Source organism: Lacrimispora amygdalina (assembly GCF_900205965.1).
GTDB classification, from domain to species: domain Bacteria; phylum Bacillota; class Clostridia; order Lachnospirales; family Lachnospiraceae; genus Lacrimispora; species Lacrimispora amygdalina_A.
In genome coordinates this window covers 86,633-104,840 of the sequence record NZ_OAOF01000001.1, presented here as the reverse complement: position 1 = coordinate 104,840, position 18,208 = coordinate 86,633, and the positions used below count along the sequence as shown (strand labels likewise).

Genomic DNA, 18,208 nt, shown 5'->3' with positions numbered 1-18,208 from the left:
AATGAAACGTATTGCAATTTATGGAAAAGGCGGCATAGGAAAGTCAACAACAGTATCTAACATTGCGGCAGCTATGGCAAAATCAGGACTTATCGTAATGCAGATTGGATGCGATCCCAAGGCGGATTCCACCCGCAACCTGACAGGTGGAAAAAACATACCGACTGTATTGGACATTCTTCGTGACAAGGGGGATGCAGAACTTGAAGATATTGTATATGAAAGCAGTGTTGGTGTCTTGTGTGTAGAATCCGGCGGACCGGTACCAGGAGTAGGGTGTGCCGGCCGCGGCATTATTACCGCCTTTGAAAAACTGGAGGAATTGGAGGCTTACAATGTATATAAACCTGATGTGGTGCTGTATGATGTACTGGGTGATGTGGTCTGCGGCGGGTTTGCCATGCCTATTCGTGGTGGTTATGCAGACGAGGTATGTGTGGTTACCTCAGGGGAAATGATGAGCCTTTATGCGGCCTCTAATATTGCCCATGCTGTCAAAAGTTTTGTGCCCAGAGGTTATGCCGGCCTGCGCGGTCTCATCTTTAATGCGAAAAACTTTGAAGGAGAAGCGGAACAGGTTCAAAAAACCGCTGATGAAATAGATACTCCGATACTCTTCCATATTCCACGTGACCCTTATGTACAAAAGGCGGAAGAACAGGGAAAGACAGTGGTTGAGGCATATCCTGACAGTGATATGGCAAAAAAATATCAAAAGCTGGCAAATTTATTGCTGGAAGGAGGAAAACAGGAATGAATGACATTAAGCATCTGAAGTGCCTCTCTGCGGTCAGGAGTATGACAGCGGTCAGGCAGCTTACCCCTGCAGCTTTTCCAGGTGTTCACTGCCCGATGCACACAGCACTGTCACTGGCTGCTAAAATCAGAGGAGTGTCCACTCTTATGATCGGTACCCCGGAATGTGGATATTACAGCCGGAATGTGGTCCTTTCTTCCCCTTATGGGGATGAGGCACTGCATTGGACCTACCTCTTAGACAGCAAAGAGGTCGTATTCGGCTTTCGCAAAGGGCTGATTAAAGCGATAGAAGAAATGGATGCGGCAGGTGCAAAGCTTATTCTCATAATTGCCACCTGTGTGCCGGAGTTAATTGGCGGGGATATAGAAAGCATCTGCTTTGAGATGAAGCCGGCAATAAAGGCAAAGCTGATCCATTTACCACTTGGCAACTTTAAATGCGGCAGTTTTGAACAGGGATATTGGAAAACGCTTCTTGCACTGGGGCAAGTAATTGAAAAGGCAGTAAGAAAGGGGAAAATTGTTAATATTCTGGGCCGCAGCGCATTGGAAGAACATATACCTATGCCTCATTTAATTGATTATTTAAATCATCAGGGTGTGCCATTACGTTTTTTGGCTCCGGATTCCTCACTGGAAGATTTTATTTCAGCAGGAGATGCGAGGCTGAATCTTGTAATTTCTCCATTTATGAATTCGTTAGCTGAGTGGCTGGATAAGGAGCACAATATACCGTATGTAAGTCTGCATGATATTTATGGCATTGGGGATATAGAATGTGCTTATAGCAAAATCGGACAGCAATTGGGATTAGAAATCCACCAGGAATTTGAAGAACAGAGGAAGGAAGCAGAAAAGATCCGGAAGGCAGCGGGGGTGCAGCTTGAAAATCTGCGGTATATCAGTGCAAACATAGGTACAGTACAGCCTCTGCCGCTTTCGTCATACCTGTTATCCCTGGGAATGGATCCAATGATGATACATATGCCGGAATTTTATTCATCAGATATAATATGGAGAGAAAAAATAATGGAACAGGATATAAATCCAATCGTCTGTCTGATGCTCAATGAACAAATGGACAGGCAGATAATTGAGGAATTGTGCCCGGATATCGTTATAGGTGATTGGGGAGGACGATTCCAAAAGAATCCTCCTAATGTTTCTGTATTGGATTTGTACGGTCACATTGGCTATGAAAGAACAATTACGCTGCTCAGCCGTATCATCCAGGCTCTTGCAGCAGGAAAGGAGGGGACTGTCAATGGGACTGCTTAAAACTGCACCGCCTCTCTCCGGGAGGATGGGGGCACTTTGGTGCTTATCCGGAATACAACAATCGGCAGTCGTTGAATTTGGGTGTATGGGACACATGGCATATGGAAGAACTTTTCTGCATCGTATGGGGGCGTTTGGCAGCAATCTCTATTCAACTCATATTGGTGAAACAGATATTGCTATGGGGGATACAAGCCGTCTTACACGTGCAGTGGAATGGGTATCGGAAACACAGGGGATCAAAAATATATTCCTGCTTCCGTCCTCTGTACCGGAGGTTATTGGGATAGACATCAAAGCCATTGCACAGGAATTATCTCCCAGTCTGCCTGATACACGTCTGATTCCAATAACTTCAGGAGGATTTGATATCAGTGGAAACAAAGGAATAGAATTGACACTTCTAAAGCTTTGCAAAACATTTCCACAGGATATAAAAAGGACAGAGCTGCCAACTTTCAATATTATCGGTTCCTGTGCAGATATGTTTAATTTTCATGGAGATGCAGCTGAGATATCCCGCCTGGTATCAGGTGCCTTTCATATGGAACCGCTATGTACGCTGACATCTGCCACAAGCATATCCGATATGGAAAAACTGGGAGCTGCTCACTTGAATATTGTTATCCGGCGGGAGGGGGAAGCCTGCGCTAAATATCTTGAGAACCGGTTTGGCACACCGTTTCTCATGGCACGTCCTTACGGAATAGATGGGACCATTCAGTGGCTGGAACAGATTGCGGCAATTTGTGGGAAGGAGTACGACCAATCCTTTGTTTGTCATGAAAAAGTCATTACAGCAAAACAAATCGAACCAATGCAGGTTGTGCTGTCCCGGTATCAGCGTGTCCATACAGAAGAGAGCAGATTAATTCTCGCCGGACATGCAGATGTGGTATCGGGGATATCCAAATTTGGGAAAGAATTTTTGGGATTTAGCCATGTGGAAGGTTACTGTGATTGTCCGGAAATGAAAGATGCTGATATTGCTTATCTGGATGAAGCCGCTAAAGAGAATATTGCAGAAGATTCCAGAGGTTTTTTGATGGGCAGCGGTGAGCTGCTTAAAATGGCCGGCAAAGACCAGAGTCTTCAAATCGCAATGCCTGACAATATATGGAGGCATGCATATGAGCCACCCCTTGTGGGCTTCCGTGGAGCAGTGAATCTGGTTTCTGCGTGGGCGAATGAAATGTTAAGAAAAGATTAATGGATGAGGAGAGCGTTCATGATTAAAACAAAGACCGGTATATCCTTCATAATTTTGGGTTTTTGTTTGTGAAACTGCCGTTACGTCGGTTTTGCTCTCAACTTCCGGTTTCTTGTCTGCAGCCGACACTTTTGTTTGAGCACTATTGATGTCCTCTGTCTGGCTGGTATTGGTTTTTTCGCAGCCGGAAAGAATAAGACAACTGCAGACAATCATTATCATCGCTTTACTTTTCATTAATTTCCCCTTTCTGATCAGCTGCCTGTCCGGCAGCTAAAAGATTTGTTAAATATCAACGGTTAACTGACCTTGCTCATTAAAAAATGTCTGATACCCCATCTGCACAAATATAATAACAGATAAAGCCACGCTGCCCAGTATTCCCAGCATAATTGCTATCTGGTATTCAATCGCTGTGATCGGTGAGGCCCCAGATAAGATCTGACCGGTCATCATGCCCGGCAGAAATACAATTCCCATACCAACCATTGAATTTATGGTAGGCAGGATTGCTGAGTCAAACGCATGATCGACGATTTGCTTTGCTGCCATTTTCGGAGTTGCGCCCAGCATCAACGCACCTTCGACCAGACTTTTCTGTGTTACCATGCCCTCAGTTAAACGGCTGACTCCTAAGGAAATGCCCGTCATGGAATTGCCGATCAGCATTCCTGCTATTGGTATGAAATAACGGGGATTATACCAGGGCGTTATCCGTACGACTACAAGCAGGAAATATAACAGGCAGGAAATGGTGCCTGCAGCCATTGAAAATGCAATGATCCGGGTCAGCCGTGATGAAAACTTTTGTTTTGTTCTCTTTATAATATTATGAACAGCGAATATCTCCATCCCAATTAATACCAGGATTGTATACAGAGGAGATGAGCTGTCAAAAAGATATAACAACAGATACCCGGTGAGAATAAGTTGAAATGTCATTCTTATGGAAGAAATAAACAGCTCCTTTTCCCTTGGAATTCCTTTTAATTTAACAATCAGCATTACTATAAGTACAAAGATATATGCGGCAAGCATTTGCCATGTCTGCAGATCAATGACCTGATTCATATCCTACACCTCCCTGGTTCTTACGATTTTACCCTGAGAAAGTTCTATGGTATTTTCTGAATAAGTCTGTGCAACTTTCTTTGAATGAGTAACCATAATTAAAGTTTTGTTGGTTTCTTTTGCGTATGCAACCAGATTTTCAATAATGAACCGCTCTGTTTCTTCATCCAGTGAAGAAGAGGGCTCATCCAGTAAAAACACTTCCGGATCAAGCAAAATTACCCGGCCTAACGCCAGTCTTTGCTTTTCACCGCCGGATAACAGACCGCTTTCATCATCGAGTTTCTTATTTAAATGGACCATATTTAAAATCTGGAGAAGCTTATCATCACTGGCAGCAGGCTTTTCTGCAAATCTAAGACCAATCAGCAGGTTATCTCTTATCGTTCCCGGAAAAATGGCGGGAACCTGCGAAAGCATGACAACACTTCTTCTTAAATCAACAGAATTACAGGAGTTCAAATCCTGTCCGTTATACATGATTTCTCCGCTGTCACAGCTGATCAGTTTGTTCAGGAGACGTAAAAGTGTGGACTTTCCGCTGCCGCTCTCTCCGATAATGCACGTAACTTTGGATTTTTCGATATTCAGTTCTTCAATGTCAAGAATATGTTTATATTTTACTTCCGTGAGTGAAAACATAAATATCCTGCCTCCTTTCATTAATCCTTTATTTCTTTAAAGAGTTCATGGGCCTTTTTTCGGGCTTCTTCTAATACGTCGGCGCCTAAACTGGTTATTTTATAATATTTTCTGATTTTTCCCTCAACCGTTTTTTCTTCCATTTCCAGAAGACCGCTTGATTCCATGCTGTGAAGAAGGGGATAAAGGGTTCCCGGACTCATATCGTATCCATGGTTTTTAAGCTCTTCTATCATCCAAACACCATAAAATGGCTCTTTTTTTGCATGATGAAGTATGTGAATCTGAATAAAACCAAGAAAAAATTTCCTCATTATTTTGTCTTTCATTCTTAGACCTCCTATATAAATAAACGATATTGAAATGCGATATCGAATTACGATATTATATTACCATCATTTCATACAGAATGCAAGAACATGTTCAATTTTCTCCGTGACATCATCACAGAAATAAATATAATTTTGAGTTAAAATAACACCATCAAGAAGATATTTGGTATCAATGGAAAGGAGCATATACGATGAGTGTATTAAAGATAACGAAGGACAATTTTGAAAAAGAGGTAATGCAGTCAGATAAGCCGATATTACTGGACTTCTGGGCTTCCTGGTGCGGACCATGCAAGATGGTAGGACCCGTTGTGGAGCAGGTTGCCAAAGAGACAGCTGATGTAGCCAGAGTAGGCAAGATTAACGTAGATGAGGAGCAGGAGCTGGCCCAGGCATTCAAGGTGATGAGCATTCCAACGTTAGTGGTGATGAAGGAAGGAAAAGTGGTAAAAAGCACAGTGGGTGTCCAGTCCAAACAGACGCTTTTATCAATGCTGCAGTAATTAATAAAAAGACAGAGGATATAAACTCTGTCTTTTGTTATATACGCTTAACATGGAAGAACGGAAGTATACTATGGTGCTGTTTAAGAAGAAGTTAAACTTAATAATAAAACACTTACCAATTCAGATGGTATTGCTTTTATTGATTATTGCTGCGATGGCAGAGTTTATCTCCGTATCGTTTATAATCATGAATCTTTTGAAAAAATTAAATATCAGCCCGGAGAATGAAAACATACAGTTGTTTATAAGCAAAATTGTGTTTATTAACATCAGCATGATTTTGCTCTTCGGGCTTATTGTGCTGCTGGTATCAAAAATATTTAAGAAAATAAATAATTATGCTTTTTATAGCTGCACAACAGGTCTGCCAAATAAAAATTATATGATGAATAATTTGATTAATGAGATTTCCCAGGATAAAGAGTTTGCGGCATTAATCAGCCTGGATATGGATGATTTCAAGGCTGTCAACGATACACTGGGGCACCTGGCAGGTGATGAATTATTAAGACTGGCAGGGGAGAGGTTTGAGCATGTGCTTGGGGAGCAGGATTGTGTGTGCCATATTGGAGGGGATGAGTTCCTGTTTTTTATTAAGTCCGTCAACAATAAGGCCCAGACTGAGCTGATGGCAAAGAAGATACTGGGTTTATTTACTGATCCATTTTATGTGAATGGAAGCAAAGTGGATTATGTGAGCGCAAGTCTTGGCATTGCACTGATGCCAGAGCACGGAACAGATTTCCAGACGTTATATAATTGCAGTGATGATGCCATGTATATGTCAAAAAAACTTGGCAAAAGCAGCTACACGTTCTATGATAAGAATATGAGTCTGAATCTCTATGAGGAGACAATTAAAAAAAAGGAAATAAAAGATGGAATCAGACAGAAGGAATTTACGGTTTATTATCAGCCGAAATATTCCCAAAACGGACAGCTTGCAGGTGCAGAGGCACTGGCCCGATGGGTGAGGCCAGACGGGACAGTGGTACCGCCGTCAGAATTTATTGAATTTGCAGAAAAAAATGGGCTCATAGTGGCAATTACGGATTTGATTCTGGAAGAGGTATGCAAGGATATTCTTTCCTGGACTGAAAAGGGAGAACGTGATTTTATCATTTCCATCAACATCACTTCTCAGCACATTACAAACAGGAAACTAATCCGTAATTTAATAGAACAAATTGAATTTCTGCATGTACCGGCAGAATATCTGGAATTTGAAATTACAGAGTCAATGGTAATAGAAGATTTTCAAAAGGCGGTTGAAAATGTCGCATTGTTGAAATCTTATGGGATCAGGGTGAGTATGGATGATTTTGGCACAGGGTATTCCTCCTTAAATTATTTAAAGACATTGCCGATTGATATTATAAAGATTGATAAATCATTTATTAACTCTGTCAGCTACAATGAAAAGGATAAAATACTTCTGGAAAATATCATTCATCTGGCACATGGGTTTCAGCTTAAAGTAATAGCAGAAGGAATTGAAAATGAGGCTCAGCTAAGCATATTAAAGGATATGGAGTGCGACATGTTCCAGGGATTCCTTTTCGGTAAACCGGTACATAAAGAAGAGTTTGAACAAATATTTTTAAATAAAGACCATACTATTTCGATTGGAGAAAAACTATGACACATAAATTTAAGGTAATAAATAAGAGTAAGTTAAACAGTCCGAAACGCAGAGAAGTACTGCCTGCAAAAAAGATTCTTTCTGCAGTTGGGATTAATCCTGGGGAAATTGTTGCAGACATTGGCTGCGGGATTGGATTTTTTACATTTCCGCTGTCTGAGGCAGTTGGGGATGAAGGAATTGTTTATGCGCTGGATATAGAAAAAGAGATGCTTGAAGATGTGGAGGCAGGAATGCTGGAGCAAAATATTAAAAATATACGCCCCGTTGTTACACAGGAATATAAACTGGTTTTAGAAGATGAAAGTGTTGATGTTGCCTTTTTATGTACAGTCATGCATGAAGTGAAGATGCGGGAAAAGTTTTTAAAGGAAGCAAACCGTATTCTGCTTTCTGAGGGACGTATTGTTATTGTTGAATGGATTAAGAAAGACAGTGATTTCGGACCACCCGCCGATCATCGTCTGGATAAAGGTGTACTGAAGAGAAATCTTTACCGCAGCGGTTTTGAGGATATCCAAATCATGGATTTCAACGATTATTTTTATTTAGCTACTGCAAAAAAGACAGCAGAAAGCTGAGACACTTTTATGCCATGCCCGCATCAGGTCTTGATTCGTTTGTTGACATTTTTAAGAAATCCGATATTATTATAGGTAATGAATTAAGCCTGTAAACGGGTGTGAAAGAATGGTGATTCAATGGCAAGACCAACAAAGTGGAGAAAAATAGAACACGTTCCGGCGGTTCCGTATTTTGTTCCTTCCGAAACAGAAGTAGAACAGCTGGCTGAAAATATTTTGAAATTAGAGGAACTGGAAGCAATCCGGCTTAAGGATTTAGAGGGGCTGGAACAGGAGGAGTGCGCACAGAGAATGGAAGTCTCAAGGCCTACATTTCAGCGTATTTTACTTTCTGCCAGGGAAAAAGTTGCGGACAGTCTGATTCATGGGAAGATGATCCGGATTGAAGGCGGTAATTTTACGCGCAATATCTGTCCTATTATCTGCAAGGACTGCGGGAAAGAGTGGAAGGAAAGCTTCGAGAACCTTGACGCTATTAAAAATGGATCTTATGTATGTCCGGACTGTGGTTCTGTCAATGTGATCTGCCAGGCTGGATGCAGGAATAAGTTCTGCCGTAAGAATTGCTGGCGTCACAGAGATCATGAGGAATAAAACCACATCATACAGCTGATGCTGGCAGACACTTTTTTTGATTATATTGACATATGTCCAAAATGGGATTAAAATGTTTTTGGGCATAAGATCATAAATCAAAGGAGCAAAGAATATGAGCGAAAATACAAAGGGCTGTTCTGACAGCACCTGTACAAAAGAATCCTGTGAAGGATGCGAACACAGCAATGAAAGTATGATGGAACAATTAAACCAGTACAGTTCCATAAAGAATGTAATTGGTGTAGTAAGCGGAAAAGGCGGTGTAGGAAAATCATTTGTAACAGCCATGCTGGCAGTCCTGTTAAACAGAAAGGGATACCGTGTGGGAATCTTAGATGCGGATATTACCGGCCCTTCCATTCCCCGGATGTTTGGAATAAACAGGAAAGCTTCCGCCAATGAGATGGGAATTATTCCGGAATTGACGGTAAATAACATAAAGATAATGTCTGTTAATCTTCTGCTGGATAAAGAAGATTCTCCCGTGGTATGGAGAGGTCCCATTCTTGCAGGTACAGTGAAGCAGTTCTGGACTGAGGTTGTATGGGAAGAATTAGACTATCTTCTCATTGATATGCCGCCTGGTACCGGAGACGTTCCATTAACAGTTTTTCAATCCATCCCGCTAGATGGAATTGTGATTGTATCTTCACCCCAGGATCTGGTTTCACTCATTGTGAAAAAAGCCTATAACATGGCGAAATTAATGAATATTCCTATTCTTGGATATGTGGAAAATATGAGCTACGTGAAATGTCCGGATTGTGGAAAAGAAATACCTCTTTTTGGTAAGAGCGGACTTGATGAGATCGCAAAAGAAACCGGAGTTGATGTACTGGGGAGAATACCGATTGATCCTGCTCTGGCAAGCCTGGTGGATCAGGGAGAATTTGAACGTTTTTCCTGTGATTATTTAAAGGATGCAGCAGACCGGATCGAAAAGATGTATGGATCAGCTAAATAAGGATAACTATGAAACCGCTGCTATATGGGTGCCAGATCACCTGTATTGCAGCGGCTTTTTTCCTGAAAAAAGATGATTACAGGGGATTTTTATGGTAGTATAATACAAAGTTGAAAATAATAGAAGGAAGGGATACACATTTGGATATACAAAATAAACTGGTAAGAGATAAGATTCCGGAGATCATTGAGAACAGTGGGCGCAGAGCTCAATATCATTTTCTGTCAGAGAATGAATACTTAACAGCTCTGGACCAAAAATTGTTAGAAGAAGTGGAAGAATATCAGGCTGACAAAAATCTGGAGGAAATGGCCGATATTCTGGAAGTGCTGTACGCAATATGCACAGCCCGGGGATATACCATGGAAGATCTGGAGGCAAAGAGAAAAGAGAAGCTTTTTAAGCGGGGCGGCTTTGAAAGAAAATTATTTTTAGAATATAGTACAGAATAAGACTAAAAGGATTACTATTCCAATTTAGTGCTAAAAAATTGACAAAAAAGTGATTGTAATATATAGTTATTTTATATATATTTATTAAAATCGAAAGACAAGGTGGTAGGCGTATGGGAGAATTGACACATTTTGACGATCATGGCAATGCGATTATGGTTGATGTATCTAATAAGGATATCACGATACGTACAGCAGTTGCAAAAGGTAAGATCCTGGTAAATCCAGAAGTAATGGACGCAGTTTTAGATCATACCGTAAAAAAGGGAGATGTTTTAGGGGTAGCAAGAGTTGCAGGAATCATGGCGGTTAAAAACACATCTTCCCTCATCCCTATGTGTCATCCGCTTGCTATAAATAAGTGTCAGATCGATTTTGAAGTCAATAAGGAAACCGGGAGTATAAAAGCAATCTGTCTTGTCCGGTCTGAAGGAAAAACCGGCGTCGAGATGGAAGCTCTCACCGGCGTGACGGTAACTTTGCTTACGGTGTATGACATGTGCAAAGCAATTGATAAGAGCATGGAGATTACAGATATATTCCTTGAGAAAAAAAGCGGAGGGAAAAGCGGCGATATTTTTAATGGAAAGGACATGGAATGATTGACAGATGGAACAGAACCATTGATTATATCCGGATTTCCGTAACAGACAGATGCAATCTTCGCTGCATTTACTGTATGCCACAGGAAGGTATTGAAGCCCGTCCTCATGAAGAAATCCTGACCTATGATGAGATAATCAGATTATGCCGTTGTTTTTTAAAATTTGGAATTAATAAAATAAAGATAACGGGCGGTGAACCGCTGGTAAGAAAGGATATTGCATTTCTCATTGGACAGCTGAAAGCATTGGAGGGGATGAAAGAGGTAACGTTAACCACCAATGGAATGTTACTGGAACAGTATCTTCCGGATCTGATTTCCTCAGGACTTGATGGAGTTAACATCAGCCTGGATACGCTGGATCCTTTGAAATATCAGCAGATTACTAAAAAAGATGCTTTCATGGAAGTTTATTCTGCGATAGGGAAGGCGCTAAATTATGAGAAGTTAAAGGTTAAAATAAACTGTGTGCCTTTTTCGGATACAGACCAGAAGGATCTGATTGATATTGCCGGTCTGGCAAAGAATTCCAGACTGGTGGTCCGTTTCATAGAGATGATGCCGATTGGATTGGGCAAAAGTTTTACTTATTACAGCGAAGAAGCAATTATTGCAATACTGGAAGAAGTTTATGGAGCCTTTGAACCGGTTAATACTGTGCTTGGAAACGGTCCGGCCCATTATTATTCGTTACCCGGGTTTAAAGGAAAAGTTGGCTTTATCAGTGCTCTTTCCCATAAATTCTGCAACGAATGCAACCGGGTAAGACTTACGTCTGAGGGGTATTTAAAAACCTGCCTGCATTATGAGCAGGGAACGGACTTAAAAGCTATTTTAAGAGGGGACAGGGAAGATTCTTATCTGGAACAGATGATAGAGAAGACGATTTATGAAAAGCCGGTGAGTCATAATTTTAAAGGAGACAATCCTCAGGGAGCATATGAACTTGATGGTATGTCAAGAATAGGAGGATAAGAAAAGAATACTTATGGGAAAAATAATCGCGGTCTGCATCAGTGAAAAAAAAGGAACTCAGAAGAAAAATGTACATGAAGCAGAGTTTATAAAGGAATATGGAATTGCAGGGGATGCTCACGCAGGGAAATGGCACAGACAGGTCAGCCTTCTGTCCAATGAAAAGATAGAAGCATTTAAAAACAGGGGGGCTGAGGTGGCAGAAGGTGCATTTGGTGAAAATCTCATCGTGGAAGGAATCGATTTTGGCACATTTCCGCCAGGTACCAGATTTCAATGCGGAGACGTCATTCTGGAGCTTACCCAGATTGGAAAAGAGTGCCATAACGGATGTGAGATCTATAAGAAAATGGGAGATTGTATCATGCCAAGAGAAGGTGTATTTACCCGTGTGATACAAGGCGGTATTATCCGGGAAGGGGATGAGATGACCGTTTTGGAAGAATCTGTTGTAAAAACGGAGAATGGTAAATTACGGGTGGCAGTAATCACCTCCAGCGATTCCGGATTTGCTGGAGAAAGAGAGGATAAAAGCGGTCCTGTGATTTGCCGGATTGCAGAAGAATATGGCTATGAAGTTGTTCATCAGACCATTCTCCCAGATGATATGACCATGTTATGTGACGAGATGAAGTATATCTGTGACAATCATACAGCAGATCTCATTCTGACAACAGGCGGGACCGGATTCTCCCTGAGAGATTGTATGCCTGAAGCTACGCAGAAGGTTGCACAGCGCATGGTTCCGGGAATCCCGGAGGCAATGCGGGCTTATAGTATGCAGATCACGAAGCGGGCAATGTTATCAAGGGCAGCTTGCGGTATCCGAAAATCCACGTTAATCCTGAATCTGCCAGGCAGCCCCAAAGCGGTGGAAGAATGCCTTACCTATGTGATTCCACAACTGGAGCATGGTCTTAAAATCCTGATTGGGACGGAAGGGAATTGTGCCAGATAAAAGTTAGCAATCAATACAAAACCGCTCCGGTCTTTGGCATGACCGGAGCGGTTTTGTTGTTAAATATAGATAATTTCCACACCTGAGAAATTCAGCTCACCCACCAGTTTTAAAACGGGCGCGCTTTCACTGGTAACATAACCTTTCCCTTTTTCACTGACTCCTCCCACGATGGATTCTATCTGATTCTCCACATGCCATTCCTTAGGAACATAAAGCTCTATGCCGCAGAAGCTGCCGCTAATACGGACAATGGCCTCTGTTTCCACATGTGCTTTATTAAAATAAACCTGTATGGAGCCAAAACTGCACTCTAAATCAGCCTGTTTAAAATTATCCGTATTAATGTATTTTGTGCTTGATCCAAACCGGGTGCTTTGTTTTACATGGTCATTGTCTTCCACATCAATTACTTCAACATGGGGGTGGTTATAGCTATGATACTTATGATGATAAGAATACCAGGAATCATTTTTCCTGTGAAACAAAAGAGATAATCCGATACTTCCAAGGAGTGCTACTGCAAGAACTGTCCAGGGAGTCAGATTCTCTATATTAAGAACCTTATCATAGGTGATGCATAGAAACGCAATTGGAAATAAGATTCCCGCAAAGTTTAATCGTGGGATACTTTTGGCAATAACAGCCAGCATAAATACAGTAAAGATTAGAGAAAACGGGCTGAAGTTACCCAGATAACCCAGCTTTCCAACTATTACAAATGCGGCTGCAAGGAGAAACATGATTCCCCAGAATAATCTGTTTTTTTGCATATGATTTACCTCTCTTTTTTATCGTTCCATGTGCTGGTGATCCAGCTTCGATTTTAAAAGCTTATAATAATTTCTTGATACGTAAACTTTTTTATAAGAATTTTGAAATTCCACCCTGCTGGAGGAGGTGGGGCTGCGTGTGATGCTGTAAACTTTAGTGGTATTTAAAATGGTGGATTTGGAGATTCTCATAAAATATGGTGGGAGAAGCTCTTCCAGCTCATAAAGCTTATAGTCTATCTGAAACTGGTCGTCGGCAGTATGGGCGAAGATGCCCTTGTCTGCAGTTTCAAAAAACAGGACTCTGCTTACGTGGAAATAAAACTCCGTATCATTCTGATAAAAAACCATCTGCTTCTGGTTGTTTTCCAGTTCAGATATCATTTTCTGAACAAGAGTGATTTCCTCATTGATTTCAGGACAGCGGATCCGTAATTCACTTTCCTGTAACGCTGTATCAATTTCTATTTTTATTTTCATAATAAAATGATATCAATCCTCCTGTTCTTTCTATTCAGCTGCCTGCGCCTGATTCCTAATATGCGCTAATTCTATCTGAAAACATCAGCATTGTAAATATGTTTTCGGTAAGAGGTAGGGTATCAATGGTAACAGGTGTGTTTTAACACGGTCAGAGGCAATATCATATGTAATTGGTTTTCTGCTGGAAAATAGCGGGCCCAGTTTTTTGTCGGATTGATTCTGATTTTATATCCCCAAAATCCCCTGTTCATGATAATATAAATACATAAAATGGATTGTCTCGTTGTTAGAATAATAAGAACAGACAGACGGAAAGGGGAAGAAAGATGTTAGAAACAGGAAAAAAAGCACCGTCATTTCAATTGCCGGACCAGAATGGAGTAATCCATACATTAGAAGAATACAGGGGAAAGAAAGTGATTCTTTATTTTTACCCCAAGGACCAGACGCCGGGCTGCACCAGCCAGGCTTGCGGGTTTGCAAAGCTTTATCCCCAGTTTCTTGAAAAGGATGCGGTTGTCATCGGCATCAGCAAGGACAGTGTGGCTTCTCATAAGGAATTTGAAGAAAAGAATGGACTGCCTTTTACCCTTTTATCTGATACAGAACTGACTGCGATACAGGCCTATGATGTGTGGCAGGAAAAGAATATGTATGGAAAAAAGACTATGGGTGTTGTACGTACTACGTATTTAATTGATGAACAGGGAGTGATTCAAAAGGTATTGGGAAAAGTAAAGGCGGCTGAAAATCCAGCGCAGATGTTAAAGGAAATTTAAATGAAGATCATAATCTCACCAGCAAAAAAGATGAATGTGGATACCGATTCCCTTCCGGCAGCCGGACTACCTGTTTTATTAGAGCAGACCAGAATCCTTCGGGAAGGTATCCGAAAGATGTCCTATGATGAGGTAAAGAAATTGTGGGGGTGCAACGATCAGCTGGCAGGGCTAAATTATAAGCGGTTTGCTGATATGGATCTGGAACATAATCTCACCCCGGCAGTTCTTGCTTATGAAGGCCTTCAATACCAGTATATGGCACCTCATATACTGACTGACCAGGCGCTTGATTATATTGGGACCCATCTGCGGATTCTCTCCGGATTTTACGGGATTTTATCTCCATTTGACGGAGTGGTGCCATACCGCCTGGAGATGCAGGCGCGTATGGCAGTTTTAAGCAGCAGGGATTTATACGGCTTCTGGGACAACAAAATTTATAAAGAACTGACCAGAGAAGATCATACTGTGGTAAATCTTGCCTCCAGGGAGTATTCCCAGGCAGTAAAGCCATATCTGTCATCCAGAGATACATTCGTCACATGTATATTTGGAGAACTGGATCATGGAAGAATAAAACAAAAGGGAACATTGGCCAAGATGGCAAGGGGAGAGATGGTTAAGTTTATGGCCGAGAATCACATTACTGAGATTGGACAGTTAAAGGAATTTAACGCGTTGGGGTACCGGTATACAGAAGAGTTTTCCTCTGATACGGAACTGACCTTTGTTGTTGGCGGATAATATAGCTTATCTGATGAATAATTGTTGATTATAGCTATAATAAGCTATATAATATAATTATAGTCATTGGAGGTATCGGAATGCATTTTTTAATAAATTATCACCCTTATATCGCAATTATAGGTGATATAAAGGGATCCAAAGCAATTGAAAGAAGAAAAGAAGTACAGGAAAATCTGGCATTGGTGCTGAGTGAGATTAATGATCAATATTCAGAGGATATCGCGTCCAGATTTATGATTACTCTGGGTGATGAATTTCAGGGCTTACTAACAAATGGAACCAGAATAATACAAATTATATCAAGAATAGAAAGCAGGATGCATCCCGTTAAACTCCGGTTCGGAATCGGTGTGGGAGAGATTACTACAGAAATTAATCCGCATATGGCTATCGGTGCGGATGGACCGGGGTACTACAGGGCGAGAGCAGCCATTGAATATTTAAAGGAAAATGAAAAAAAGAAGCAGACCAGTGTTTCCGATATCAGGCTGGAGGTAGATGGAGAAAATCAGGAATCCCAGACATTCATAAACACCATATTCAGCCTGATGACAGCCTTAAAATCTTCATGGACAATGCGCCAGAGAGAGATTATCCAGGATATGCTGGAGCATAGGGATAACCAGACAGACACAGCTGAAAGACTGAATATTAAACAGCCAACCGTTAACAGGGTTCTGGTGGCCGGAAATTACTATGCTTATAAAGAAGCTTTTGATACTGTAGAAAAGGCATTAGGGGAAATTGGGTGATTAGAATTTGAAACAATATATGATAGTGCTCCTTTTAGGGCACGTTTTGGGGGATTTTTATACACAGACAGAGGAGACTGCAAAAAAGAAAGAGAGCAGGTTCCTTTGGGTTTTGATTCATAGTTTCAGCTATCTGGGAACCATGGCGTCAATCAGTTTGATGATTTTACCGGGAAATGCGATTTATTTAAGTCTGACTGCGGCTTTCTGCCATTTTGTCATTGATACAGGAAAGTTCTTTTATCTGGAGTCATTGACCAGTAAAAAGAAAAAAACACCGGAAAAGGAACGGATTATTTTTTGCGTGGATCAGATTTTGCATTTTTCCAGTCTTTTGGTGATTTCTTATATCCTGGCTTCCCAACATATCCAGTCCTTGAAGTGGCAGATAATTACCGATTTTTTTGATACAGCACACATTTCTTTTGAGGTGACTGCAGCCTGGATTCTAGCTTTGCTTATTGTACATAAACCCATGAATTTAATGATTCAGAAAATGCTTCTGATCTATAAACCCATGGACAGGCCGGGGGAGATGAAACGAAACCGCAATGCAGGAAGACTGATCGGCACACTGGAACGAATGATCATGTTGATTTTGATATCCAGAGGCCAGTATTCCGCAGCGGGGCTTGTTTTAACAGCCAAATCCATAGCCAGATATGACCGGATATCCAAAGATCAGGATTTTGCAGAATATTATCTGCTTGGAACCTTAATGAGTACGGCAGGAGCCATATTATGTTCCCGTTTTCTTATCATCTGAGTCTTAATTATCTATTTAACCTCCGCTTTTTGCCAATTGCAACCGCTGGTTGTCAGATCATACAGTGCACTTGGTAGTTGACAACCGGTGAAAATCTTATAATAGAGGCAGTCATCAGACATCGTCAGCTCTTGGTGAGGCAATAATAAAACCATGAAGCAAAGGGTGGGCAGGGTGACCAAAATGAATGATGAGAGGATGGATAATTGTGATTTTAGCAGAAAAAATTATGGAACTCAGAAAGAAAAACGGGTGGTCCCAGGAGGAACTTGCCTTCCAGATGGATGTGTCCAGACAGTCAGTATCCAAATGGGAATCAGGGGCTTCTATTCCAGATCTGGAGCGGATCTTAAAGCTCAGCCAGTTATTTGGTGTATCAACGGATTATCTGCTGAAGGAGGAGCTGGAAGATTTGCCGGCAGTTTCGTCAGAGGTTCCTGATTGTGAAAACGGGATGAAACGAATTACCATGGAAGTTGCAGGCGAATTTATGGAGAATAAGATCAAAGCATCGAAGCAGGTAGCTGGGGCTGTTTCAGCCTGTATCCTGTCGCCGGCTGTTCTTATTTATCTTGGCGCATTGGCGGAATATAAAGAAAATGTGATCAGTGAAGGAATGGCAGGGGGTGTTGGTGTCATTGTTCTGCTTCTGATTGTTGGACTTTCTACCGTGTTTTTCATATTAAATGGGATGAAAATGGAACGATTTGGAGATCTGGAAAAAGAAGCGTTCCGGCTGGAATATGGAGTAGAAGCAATTGTTCGTAAAAAAATGGCAGAGTATGAAGGGCTCAACCGGATCTATACGGTCACAGGTGTGTTTCTGTGTATTATTTCCGTATGCCCGCTTCTGATTGCATCTTCCTTAGATGCTTCTGAATTCATACAGACCATCTGCCTGGAAGTATTGTTTGTTATTGTAGCAGCAGCTGTTTACCTGCTGATTCTGGCGGGAGAGAAGAAATCCTGTTTTCAGATTCTTCTTCAGGAGGGAGATTACACGGAAGCAAAAAAACTGGAAAAGAAAAAAACAGAACGTGTTCCGGCCATTTACTGGTGTATTGTGACTGCTGTTTATCTGGGGATCAGCTTTTTTACTCAGGACTGGGGCAGGACCTGGATTATCTGGCCCTGTGCAGCGGTTTTGTTTGGAGCTGTGTGGGGAATTACCGGAGCATTTAAACATGTTGAATAGGGGTAATATAAATTAACATCGTAAATATCAGAAGGACTTAAGAGCAGACTCTCATAATTGAAACTCGCATCTTCTGATGCGGGGGAAAGTTTCTTTCCAGAGAATTTGCCCTTAAGTCCAAATGATTTTAAATGAG

23 protein-coding genes are annotated in these 18,208 nt (G+C 41.3%); 17 read left to right on the top strand and 6 right to left on the bottom strand.

What is annotated here, in order from left to right; genetic code table 11:
* Nucleotide 1 precedes the first annotated feature (1 nt).
* Genes CRO04_RS00500 through CRO04_RS00490 form a run of 3 tightly spaced genes read left to right on the top strand, consistent with a single transcriptional unit; the run spans nt 2 to nt 3,247 of the window.
* Nucleotides 2-757, top strand: coding sequence for an AAA family ATPase (locus tag CRO04_RS00500; protein ID WP_097002282.1), 756 nt, complete (start codon nt 2-4; stop codon nt 755-757).
* Nucleotides 754-2,037 carry a nitrogenase component 1 gene (locus tag CRO04_RS00495; protein WP_097002281.1) on the top strand — a complete coding sequence of 428 codons (1,284 nt, stop codon included), beginning with the start codon at nt 754-756 and terminating at the stop codon, nt 2,035-2,037. The genes CRO04_RS00500 and CRO04_RS00495 overlap by 4 nt, the downstream gene beginning before the upstream one ends.
* Nucleotides 2,024-3,247 (top strand): nitrogenase component 1, encoded by a 1,224-nt coding sequence (locus tag CRO04_RS00490; RefSeq protein ID WP_097002280.1) that lies wholly within the window; start codon nt 2,024-2,026, stop codon nt 3,245-3,247. Before CRO04_RS00495 ends, CRO04_RS00490 begins: the two co-directional genes overlap by 14 nt.
* Here the strand turns inward: CRO04_RS00490 and CRO04_RS00485 are convergent.
* The 4 genes from CRO04_RS00485 to CRO04_RS00470 are packed head-to-tail and all read right to left on the bottom strand — an operon-like array spanning nt 3,233 to nt 5,289.
* On the bottom strand, nt 3,233-3,484 hold the full coding sequence (locus CRO04_RS00485) for a hypothetical protein (protein WP_097002279.1): 252 nt from the start codon (nt 3,482-3,484) through the stop codon (nt 3,233-3,235). The genes CRO04_RS00490 and CRO04_RS00485 overlap by 15 nt on opposite strands.
* Before the next feature lie 48 nt (nt 3,485-3,532).
* Complete coding sequence (locus CRO04_RS00480) at nt 3,533-4,318, bottom strand: ABC transporter permease (RefSeq protein WP_097002278.1); 786 nt, start codon at nt 4,316-4,318, stop codon at nt 3,533-3,535.
* A gap of 3 nt (nt 4,319-4,321) precedes the next feature.
* Nucleotides 4,322-4,960 carry an ABC transporter ATP-binding protein gene (locus CRO04_RS00475; protein WP_097002277.1) on the bottom strand — a complete coding sequence of 213 codons (639 nt, stop codon included), beginning with the start codon at nt 4,958-4,960 and terminating at the stop codon, nt 4,322-4,324.
* A 20-nt stretch (nt 4,961-4,980) separates the two neighbouring features.
* Nucleotides 4,981-5,289: a PadR family transcriptional regulator gene (locus tag CRO04_RS00470; protein WP_097002276.1), complete on the bottom strand. Its 309-nt coding sequence runs from the start codon at nt 5,287-5,289 to the stop codon at nt 4,981-4,983.
* A gap of 194 nt (nt 5,290-5,483) precedes the next feature.
* Here CRO04_RS00470 and trxA point away from each other — a divergent pair, with 194 nt between their 5' ends.
* The 9 genes from trxA (at nt 5,484) to CRO04_RS00425 (ending at nt 12,574) form a co-directional block, all read left to right on the top strand.
* Complete coding sequence (gene trxA, locus CRO04_RS00465) at nt 5,484-5,795, top strand: thioredoxin (protein ID WP_097002275.1); 312 nt, start codon at nt 5,484-5,486, stop codon at nt 5,793-5,795.
* A 73-nt stretch (nt 5,796-5,868) separates the two neighbouring features.
* On the top strand, nt 5,869-7,440 hold the full coding sequence (locus tag CRO04_RS00460; protein ID WP_166432435.1) for a putative bifunctional diguanylate cyclase/phosphodiesterase: 1,572 nt from the start codon (nt 5,869-5,871) through the stop codon (nt 7,438-7,440).
* Nucleotides 7,437-8,021, top strand: a complete 585-nt coding sequence (locus CRO04_RS00455) for a class I SAM-dependent methyltransferase (protein ID WP_097002273.1) — start codon at nt 7,437-7,439, stop codon at nt 8,019-8,021. Before CRO04_RS00460 ends, CRO04_RS00455 begins: the two co-directional genes overlap by 4 nt.
* Nucleotides 8,022-8,141: 120 nt before the next feature.
* Entirely contained in the window at nt 8,142-8,618 is a 477-nt protein-coding gene (locus CRO04_RS00450) for a DUF134 domain-containing protein (protein ID WP_097002272.1), read from the top strand.
* Nucleotides 8,619-8,733: 115 nt separating this feature from the next.
* Nucleotides 8,734-9,585, top strand: a complete 852-nt coding sequence (locus CRO04_RS00445; RefSeq protein ID WP_097002271.1) for an Mrp/NBP35 family ATP-binding protein — start codon at nt 8,734-8,736, stop codon at nt 9,583-9,585.
* A 140-nt stretch (nt 9,586-9,725) separates the two neighbouring features.
* The gene (locus CRO04_RS00440) at nt 9,726-10,037 is read left to right on the top strand and encodes a nucleoside triphosphate pyrophosphohydrolase (RefSeq protein ID WP_097002270.1); all 312 of its coding nucleotides are present in this window, start codon (nt 9,726-9,728) and stop codon (nt 10,035-10,037) included.
* 113 nt (nt 10,038-10,150) lie between these two features.
* A complete protein-coding gene (gene moaC, locus CRO04_RS00435) occupies nt 10,151-10,639 on the top strand; it encodes a cyclic pyranopterin monophosphate synthase MoaC (protein WP_097002269.1) in 489 nt (162 codons plus the stop codon).
* The gene (gene moaA, locus CRO04_RS00430; protein WP_097002268.1) at nt 10,636-11,616 is read left to right on the top strand and encodes a GTP 3',8-cyclase MoaA; all 981 of its coding nucleotides are present in this window, start codon (nt 10,636-10,638) and stop codon (nt 11,614-11,616) included. The genes moaC and moaA overlap by 4 nt, the downstream gene beginning before the upstream one ends.
* Before the next feature lie 13 nt (nt 11,617-11,629).
* Nucleotides 11,630-12,574, top strand: a complete 945-nt coding sequence (locus tag CRO04_RS00425; RefSeq protein WP_097002267.1) for an MOSC domain-containing protein — start codon at nt 11,630-11,632, stop codon at nt 12,572-12,574.
* A 59-nt stretch (nt 12,575-12,633) separates the two neighbouring features.
* Here the strand turns inward: CRO04_RS00425 and CRO04_RS00420 are convergent, their stop codons facing one another.
* Nucleotides 12,634-13,347, bottom strand: a complete 714-nt coding sequence (locus CRO04_RS00420) for a LiaF transmembrane domain-containing protein (RefSeq protein ID WP_097002266.1) — start codon at nt 13,345-13,347, stop codon at nt 12,634-12,636.
* 18 nt (nt 13,348-13,365) lie between these two features.
* Nucleotides 13,366-13,827, bottom strand: coding sequence for a LytTR family DNA-binding domain-containing protein (locus CRO04_RS00415; protein WP_097002265.1), 462 nt, complete (start codon nt 13,825-13,827; stop codon nt 13,366-13,368).
* Nucleotides 13,828-14,156: 329 nt separating this feature from the next.
* On the opposite strand from CRO04_RS00415, the gene bcp reads away from it, so the two are divergent.
* From bcp to CRO04_RS00390, 5 genes are all read left to right on the top strand, one after another.
* Nucleotides 14,157-14,609 carry a thioredoxin-dependent thiol peroxidase gene (gene bcp / locus CRO04_RS00410; protein ID WP_097002264.1) on the top strand — a complete coding sequence of 151 codons (453 nt, stop codon included), beginning with the start codon at nt 14,157-14,159 and terminating at the stop codon, nt 14,607-14,609.
* On the top strand, nt 14,610-15,356 hold the full coding sequence (gene yaaA / locus CRO04_RS00405; protein ID WP_097002263.1) for a peroxide stress protein YaaA: 747 nt from the start codon (nt 14,610-14,612) through the stop codon (nt 15,354-15,356).
* A gap of 80 nt (nt 15,357-15,436) precedes the next feature.
* Complete coding sequence (locus CRO04_RS00400) at nt 15,437-16,111, top strand: SatD family protein (protein ID WP_097002262.1); 675 nt, start codon at nt 15,437-15,439, stop codon at nt 16,109-16,111.
* Between the two features lie 7 nt (nt 16,112-16,118).
* Complete coding sequence (locus tag CRO04_RS00395; protein ID WP_141400926.1) at nt 16,119-16,877, top strand: DUF3307 domain-containing protein; 759 nt, start codon at nt 16,119-16,121, stop codon at nt 16,875-16,877.
* 208 nt (nt 16,878-17,085) lie between these two features.
* Nucleotides 17,086-18,072 carry a helix-turn-helix domain-containing protein gene (locus CRO04_RS00390; protein WP_166432434.1) on the top strand — a complete coding sequence of 329 codons (987 nt, stop codon included), beginning with the start codon at nt 17,086-17,088 and terminating at the stop codon, nt 18,070-18,072.
* The last annotated feature ends 136 nt before the right edge of the window (nt 18,073-18,208 follow it).

Bases quoted from the DNA above. Each gene is read 5' to 3' on its own strand.
- CRO04_RS00420 (WP_097002266.1), bottom strand. From the start codon at position 13,347: ATGCAAAAAAACAGATTATTCTGGGGAATCATGTTTCTCCTTGCAGCC.
- CRO04_RS00455 (WP_097002273.1), top strand. From the start codon at position 7,437: ATGACACATAAATTTAAGGTAATAAATAAGAGTAAGTTAAACAGTCCG.
- yaaA (WP_097002263.1), top strand. From the start codon at position 14,610: ATGAAGATCATAATCTCACCAGCAAAAAAGATGAATGTGGATACCGAT.
- CRO04_RS00480 (WP_097002278.1), bottom strand. From the start codon at position 4,318: ATGAATCAGGTCATTGATCTGCAGACATGGCAAATGCTTGCCGCATAT.
- CRO04_RS00450 (WP_097002272.1), top strand. From the start codon at position 8,142: ATGGCAAGACCAACAAAGTGGAGAAAAATAGAACACGTTCCGGCGGTT.
- CRO04_RS00495 (WP_097002281.1), top strand. From the start codon at position 754: ATGAATGACATTAAGCATCTGAAGTGCCTCTCTGCGGTCAGGAGTATG.
- bcp (WP_097002264.1), top strand. From the start codon at position 14,157: ATGTTAGAAACAGGAAAAAAAGCACCGTCATTTCAATTGCCGGACCAG.
- moaA (WP_097002268.1), top strand. From the start codon at position 10,636: ATGATTGACAGATGGAACAGAACCATTGATTATATCCGGATTTCCGTA.
- CRO04_RS00400 (WP_097002262.1), top strand. From the start codon at position 15,437: ATGCATTTTTTAATAAATTATCACCCTTATATCGCAATTATAGGTGAT.
- CRO04_RS00445 (WP_097002271.1), top strand. From the start codon at position 8,734: ATGAGCGAAAATACAAAGGGCTGTTCTGACAGCACCTGTACAAAAGAA.
- trxA (WP_097002275.1), top strand. From the start codon at position 5,484: ATGAGTGTATTAAAGATAACGAAGGACAATTTTGAAAAAGAGGTAATG.
- CRO04_RS00460 (WP_166432435.1), top strand. From the start codon at position 5,869: ATGGTGCTGTTTAAGAAGAAGTTAAACTTAATAATAAAACACTTACCA.
- CRO04_RS00425 (WP_097002267.1), top strand. From the start codon at position 11,630: ATGGGAAAAATAATCGCGGTCTGCATCAGTGAAAAAAAAGGAACTCAG.
- CRO04_RS00490 (WP_097002280.1), top strand. From the start codon at position 2,024: ATGGGACTGCTTAAAACTGCACCGCCTCTCTCCGGGAGGATGGGGGCA.
- CRO04_RS00500 (WP_097002282.1), top strand. From the start codon at position 2: ATGAAACGTATTGCAATTTATGGAAAAGGCGGCATAGGAAAGTCAACA.
- CRO04_RS00415 (WP_097002265.1), bottom strand. From the start codon at position 13,827: ATGAAAATAAAAATAGAAATTGATACAGCGTTACAGGAAAGTGAATTA.
- moaC (WP_097002269.1), top strand. From the start codon at position 10,151: ATGGGAGAATTGACACATTTTGACGATCATGGCAATGCGATTATGGTT.
- CRO04_RS00475 (WP_097002277.1), bottom strand. From the start codon at position 4,960: ATGTTTTCACTCACGGAAGTAAAATATAAACATATTCTTGACATTGAA.
- CRO04_RS00470 (WP_097002276.1), bottom strand. From the start codon at position 5,289: ATGAAAGACAAAATAATGAGGAAATTTTTTCTTGGTTTTATTCAGATT.
- CRO04_RS00485 (WP_097002279.1), bottom strand. From the start codon at position 3,484: ATGAAAAGTAAAGCGATGATAATGATTGTCTGCAGTTGTCTTATTCTT.